The following is a 5,941-nucleotide window of genomic DNA, read 5'->3' as shown; positions in this document are numbered from 1 at the left end:
CGCCGTTACCAGCACGCGCTGCCCTTTCAGCCCGGCCAGAAATTCGTCCGCCGATACGGGTGCCTTTGCGCTCATCGTCCTGTCCTTTTCATTGCAGCCGCCGTTCGCGCAGTGCCATGACGGCGCCCAGAACGACCAGCCCGTAAAGAATTGCCCTGGTGGCGTAGGGCAGCGTGGTGCCGGCCAGCAGCATCTGCAGCGCCGTCAAAAGCAGCACGCCGCCGAGCATGCCGAGATAATGGCCACGCCCGCCGGTGATCAGCGCGCCGCCGACCACCACGACCGCGATCGAGGGCAAGAGATAGTCGTCGCCCATGCCGAGGCTCGCCTGGCCGGAAAAGCCGGTCAGCATGATGCCGACAACAGCGGCGCAAACGGCCGATAGCATGTAGACCAGGATCAGCGTGCGCTCGACGCCGATGCCTGACAGGCGCGCCGCGCGCAGCCCGTTGCCGATGCCGTAGACGCGGCGCCCGAACGGCGTGTGTCCAAGCAGCAGCACCGCGCCGGCCACAAAGACAACCAACAGCAGCACGACCGGCGTCACGAAACCGAGCCTGGCCGTCATGAACCAGCGCAGCATCGGCGAGGAAAACCCTGCCGGTGTTCCCTGCGAATAGACAAGAGCGAAGCCCTGCAGGATGCCGTTGGTGGCCAGCGTCATGACGATCGGCGAGATGCCGAGATAGGCGATGCCGAAGCCATTGGCGAAGCCGATGGCGCAGGCCATCGCCAGCACGACCGGGAGGGCGTAAAGCAGCGCCGTGTCGGAGCCGTTGACCATGCCGGCCAGGATGATGCCGGAAATGCCGATCGTCCACGGCACGGAAAGATCGAGGCCGCCGGTCAGAATGACTGTCCCCTGCCCCAGCGCCAGAACCGCGAGGAAGGAGGACAGCACCAGGAGCGAGTTCCAGTACCCCGGATTGAGAATGGCGCGGCCGAGCCAGACCTGGGTGACGACGACGATGATGAGCAGGCAGACATAGGCGGGCAGCGCATAGCGCAGTATCTCGGCGTTGCGCAGGCGGAAAGCCGGGCGCGGCGATGCCGGACCGCGCTGGCCCTGCGAAGGCCCAGCGATCTTGAGCCGACGATCGATCGGTTCAAGCTGCGAGGGCAGAATGCCGGCGCGCCATGCGGCGACCCGGGCGCGCGCCGCGCGAAGTTGCACGGCAAGCACCGATGCGTGGGACAAGGATCCGGCAAGGGCTGCCAGCACCAGAATGGTGCCCTCCGCAATGGTCGAATAGTAGGCCGATACGTTGAGCACCAGCAGGATGTTCACCACCATCATCAGGATATACGCGCCAAAGACGGTGCCAACCGGACCGCCCTGCCCGCCGCCAAGGCGCGTGCCGCCGACGACGACAGCCGCGAACATCGACAGGAGCAGCGGATTGCCGACCAGCGGGTCGGCGCTGCCGGTCTGTGCGCTGATGAACACGCCGGCGAGGCCGTAGCATCCGCCGGCGATGACGTAGACGGCCAAGCGCACCAGCACGACATTGATGCCGACGGCAGCGGCCGAATCCGGATCGCTGCCGACGGCATAGAGTGCCGTGCCGAAACGGGTTCCCTTCAACCAGAACCAGGCAAGCAGGACGACGCCGATCACCACCAGCGGCATTGGCAGCCAGCCGGTGATCGCGTCGCCCAGATAGAAAGTGCCGAGATCGGGCGACACGAATCCGCCGGGCTTGTCCATCACAAGCAGCGTCACGCCTTGCAGAATGAACATGGTGGACAGCGTCACCACGATCGGCTGCATGCGCAGCACCGCGATGAAAAACCCGTTGAAGGCGCCCACCGCCATGCCGACGCCGATGCCGACCGCCGTCCACAGAAGGATGCTGGCGCCTGGGGCCATCGGATCCATGCTCGATGCCAGCACGACATTGACCAGCGAGATCACCGCGCCGGCCGACAGGTCGAAGCCGCCCGACAGGATGACGATGGTCTGGCCGATCGCCGCCAGCGCCGAGGTCGCGCCGCCGCTCGACAGGAACGACACGTCGAAATAAGTCAGCGGTCCGGCGCTGATCCAGTCGACGATGAAAAGCAGGATCGCCAACACGGCTGCAGCGATCAGCGCGCCGCGATGTCGCGTCAACGCACGGCGCAGGCCGAAGCCAGTCGAAACAGGAGATGAAATTGCGGCCCTGCTCATGCGGCTTCTTCTCCGCCATGGCCGAGCGCCGGACGCATGATGGCGGGCTCGGTGATGGCGTCACCTTCGAGCTCGGCCGCGATGCGCCCGTCATAGAGAACCAGGACCCGGTCGCATTGGTGGACCAGTTCGGGAATTTCCGTCGAGTGCAGCAGGATCGAGCCGCCGGCGGCGACGTAGTTTCGCATCATCACATAGAGCTCATGCTTGGTGCCGACATCGATGCCGCGCGTGGGATCGAACAGAAGCAGAATGCGGCTCTGCGCCACCAGCCATTTGGCGATCGCGATCTTCTGCTGGTTGCCGCCCGAGAACGCCCCGGCCCGCGTCCACAGCGCGCGGCGGTCGACTTCGACAGTGGCGAACGCCTCCTCGACGGAGCGGGTCTCGGCCGCGGCGTCGACAAGGCCGAAGCGCGTGAAGCGGGAGACGACGGGCAGCGTGGCGTTCTGGCTGCCCGACAGTTTCAGGAACAGGCCTTCGGATTTGCGGTCTTCCGGCACCAGGCCGATGGCCATGTTGGGCCGCAAGGCGTCCGACGGCGAGCCGAGCCAGACCTTGCGGCCATCGACGAGGACCTCGCCGCGTGTGATTTCAGCCATGCCGAAGCAGGCCAGGAACAGGTCCTGCTGGCCCATGCCTTGCAGTCCCGCAATGCCGAGGATCTCGCCCCTGCGCAGGTCGAAGCTCGCGCCGTCGAGCTTGCGCCCGACCTTGAGGCCGCGCACGCCCAGCACCGGCGGGCCAAAAGCCTGGGCGCCGTCAGGCTTCGGCGGAAAGGTCTGTTCGATGGAGCGACCGATGATCTTCTCGATGACGTCGGCGTCGGAAACATCTGCGACCGGCGCCGTGACGATGTGGCGGCCGTTCCTCAAGATCGTCAGCGTGTCGCAAAAGGCGCGCACCTCGCGCATGCGATGGGTGATGAAGACGATGGTGGTACCGGTCGCCTTCAGCCTGGCGATAATGTCGCCCAGCCAGTCGACGTCGCGGCCGGCAAGCGTCGAGGTCGGCTCGTCTAGCAAAAGGATGCGCGGCCTGCGGTAGACGGCCCGCGCGATCTCGATCTTCTGGCGCACCGAAAGCTCGAGCTCGCCGACCTCGGCATCGAGATCGACGGAGAAACCGAGTTCGTCGATGTGACGGCGCACAGCCTTGCGCGCGGCACCGCGGCGGATCAGGCCGGAGACGCCGACCGGAGCATAGGGTAGAAGCATGTTGTCGAGGACGGAGAGATCGCGCACCAGCGTCATCTCCTGGAACGCCGTCTGAACGCCGAGCGCGTGTGCCGCGCGCGGCGCGCCGTAGCCGATCTCCTTGCCGAAGACCCTGATATGACCGGCACTCGGCCGCACCAGCCCGGACAGCAGTTTGACCAGCGTCGACTTGCCGGCGCCATTCTCACCCAGCAGCGCGTGGACGCTGCCGGGCGCAATGCGGAACGACACGCCGTCCAGCGCAACGGTCGGGCCGAAGGCCTTGCCGATGCCGTCGATCTCGATGGCGGGGAGCGCGGAATGTTCTGTCATATCCTCGATCGCAGGCTGCGCACTTTCGGGACGCCACGCATTGGCGCGGATCGACGATGCACGGACAAGATCCGTGCATCGTCGCGATTTGCCCTGGGAGGCTCAGTTCTCCGGCTGGCCGACAAGGGCTGCATTGAGGCCGATCTCGGGCGTCTGGTCGGAAAAGATCGAGGCGAACCAGCCGGGATTGGAGACCAGCGACGGCTTGAAGACGTTGCAGCCCGCCTTCATCTCCGCCCAGGTGCCTTCGTTGCACAGCTTGATCGTCTCATTGGTGACGACCGGCAGCGGCAGGATGGTGGTCTTCGGCACCTCCTTGCCTTCGATCGCCTCGACGGCGAGTTTCAGCGCCAGCGCACCGGAATAGGGCGGCGAGGCGTAGGAAATGCGTTGTGCGCCAGCCGGCGCGTAGGGCGGAGCCGCTCCTTCTACCTCGGTGCCCGCAGGCAGCATCTGGATGCGGCCGCCATTGGAGCCCTCTCCGGCGCAAGGCAGGAGTTCGCTGGCCTTCTTGCCGGCCTCGAGCTGCATGGAGTTCGCGGTGAAGCAGCCGACCTGCATCCACAGCCCGTTGATGTCGTTCCAGCTGCGCGTAGCCAGGATCTTGGAGAGCTCGGTGCGGGCAACCGCCTGGCTCCACATGCCGACAGCCTCGCCGACAATCTTGATATCAGGGTACTTGGCAAAGACCTCCTTGGCGGCCTTTGTCCGCTGATCGTCGACGGATGTTCCGGGAACACCCGTGATGGCGATGATGTTGCCTTTGCCGTTGAGCTTCTTCACCAGCCATTCGGCGGTCACCCTGCCCGCTTCCAGCTGGTCGATATGGACATTGTAGGCGCAGGGTTCGGTGATCTCGGCGTCATAGGCGAAGACCTTCACTCCCTTGTCGCAGGCATTCTTCACGACCTGATTGAGCGCGGTCGGCGAGATCGGATAGACGACGATCGCCTCGGCGCCGCTCTGCACCATGGCGTTGATCTGCTGGATCTGGCGTTGTGCGTTGGGTCCGGCGACCTGGACCTGCAGGTCGACCTTGTCGGCAAGGCTCTTGTGAGCGGCCATGGCCTTGACCATGTTTGCCGCTTCGGCCTGCCAGTCATTGCCGATATAACTCATGCTGAGAAAGATCTTGTGCTTTTCGGCGGCTTCGGCAGCCGACAGCCCAACGGCGCATACAGCCATGCCGGCCAGCAGCGCGAGCCGCCGGACTTTCAATCCGATACCCATGTGAATTCCTCCCGATACGAACGACCGAATGCCTCCCGAGGGCACGAACCGTAGCCCTCGTCATTCGATGTCCGAGACCGTATCATCATTTGATCAAAGATCAATGATGAAATATCTTCACGTCAAGACTGCAGGCGCCAGCGCTTGACGCGGCAGCCGGAACCCTGCATTCCGGGGACGAGTTGTGGCGGCCTTTGGGCCGAAAGGTTGATGGGAAAATGGCCGGATTGGCGTTCAGGAAGCCTGGTGTCGAGATCGTGCCTCTGTCCAGGGAGACCTTGCAGGACAGGGTCTATCGCCACGTCACCGAATTGATCCTCGACGGCAGCATCGTGCCCGGCGAGATGGTCACGGTGCAAAGCCTGGCCGACGCCTTCGGTGTCAGTCCGATGCCGGTCAGGGAAGCGCTGCGGCGACTGACCGCGGCCAATGCCTTGATGGTCGTTTCAGGGCGCTCGATCGGCATTCCCGCGCTCAGCCGCGCGCGCCTCATCGATCTCAGGAATGTCCGCTTCGAGATCGAGGCGATCGCCGCCGCATGGGCGGCAGAGCGCATCGATGATCAGGGCATCGCGCAACTCGGGCAGCACCTGGCAGCGCTCGAACAGGCGAATGCGGCGGGAGACGTCAAATCCTATCTGCGGGCCAACTACGCCTTTCACTTCTCCATCTACCGTGCGGCCGGCTCGGAAAACATCCTCAACATCATCGAAAATCTGTGGCTGCAGATCAGCCCCTATTTCAACATGCTGCATGATTCGGGAAACTATTCGACCGCCAACGAGCATCACCAGGAGATGTTCGCGGCACTGCGCAACCGCGACGCCGAAGCCGTCCGCCAGGCCGTCCGCGCCGATATCGACGCCGCCTTCGACGTCCTGGTCGACCTGCTGAAATAAGGCTGGGAAGCCGGCCAAAAAGCCCGCAATATTCTCCTCAATCGCTGTTCGGAACTCCCGCTCGAAACGCCGGCCGCAGCCACAAGCCTGCTCAAGGCGGATCGGTCCGGCAG

Annotated in this window: 4 protein-coding genes; 1 reads left to right on the top strand and 3 read right to left on the bottom strand. The window is 64.5% G+C overall.

Annotation, left to right across the window (positions count from 1 at the left end; all coding sequences use genetic code 11):
* Window positions 1-88: 88 nt before the first annotated feature.
* The 3 genes from C1D09_RS03565 to C1D09_RS03555 all read right to left on the bottom strand — a co-directional run bounded on the left by C1D09_RS03565 (window position 89) and on the right by C1D09_RS03555 (window position 4,929).
* Entirely contained in the window at window positions 89-2,170 is a 2,082-nt protein-coding gene (locus tag C1D09_RS03565; RefSeq protein ID WP_143973024.1) for an ABC transporter permease subunit, read from the bottom strand.
* Complete coding sequence (locus tag C1D09_RS03560; protein WP_143973023.1) at window positions 2,167-3,699, bottom strand: sugar ABC transporter ATP-binding protein; 1,533 nt, start codon at window positions 3,697-3,699, stop codon at window positions 2,167-2,169. The genes C1D09_RS03565 and C1D09_RS03560 overlap by 4 nt, the downstream gene beginning before the upstream one ends.
* A 102-nt stretch (window positions 3,700-3,801) precedes the next feature.
* Window positions 3,802-4,929, bottom strand: coding sequence for a sugar ABC transporter substrate-binding protein (locus C1D09_RS03555; protein ID WP_143973022.1), 1,128 nt, complete (start codon window positions 4,927-4,929; stop codon window positions 3,802-3,804).
* Between the two features lie 218 nt (window positions 4,930-5,147).
* Here C1D09_RS03555 and C1D09_RS03550 point away from each other — a divergent pair, with 218 nt between their 5' ends.
* Window positions 5,148-5,828 carry a GntR family transcriptional regulator gene (locus tag C1D09_RS03550; protein WP_143973021.1) on the top strand — a complete coding sequence of 227 codons (681 nt, stop codon included), beginning with the start codon at window positions 5,148-5,150 and terminating at the stop codon, window positions 5,826-5,828.
* The last annotated feature ends 113 nt before the right edge of the window (window positions 5,829-5,941 follow it).

The organism is Mesorhizobium intechi (genome assembly GCF_002879535.1).
Taxonomy (GTDB): domain Bacteria; phylum Pseudomonadota; class Alphaproteobacteria; order Rhizobiales; family Rhizobiaceae; genus Mesorhizobium; species Mesorhizobium intechi.
The sequence above is the reverse complement of the archived record's forward strand: the minus strand, read 5'-3'. Positions and strand labels throughout refer to the sequence as shown.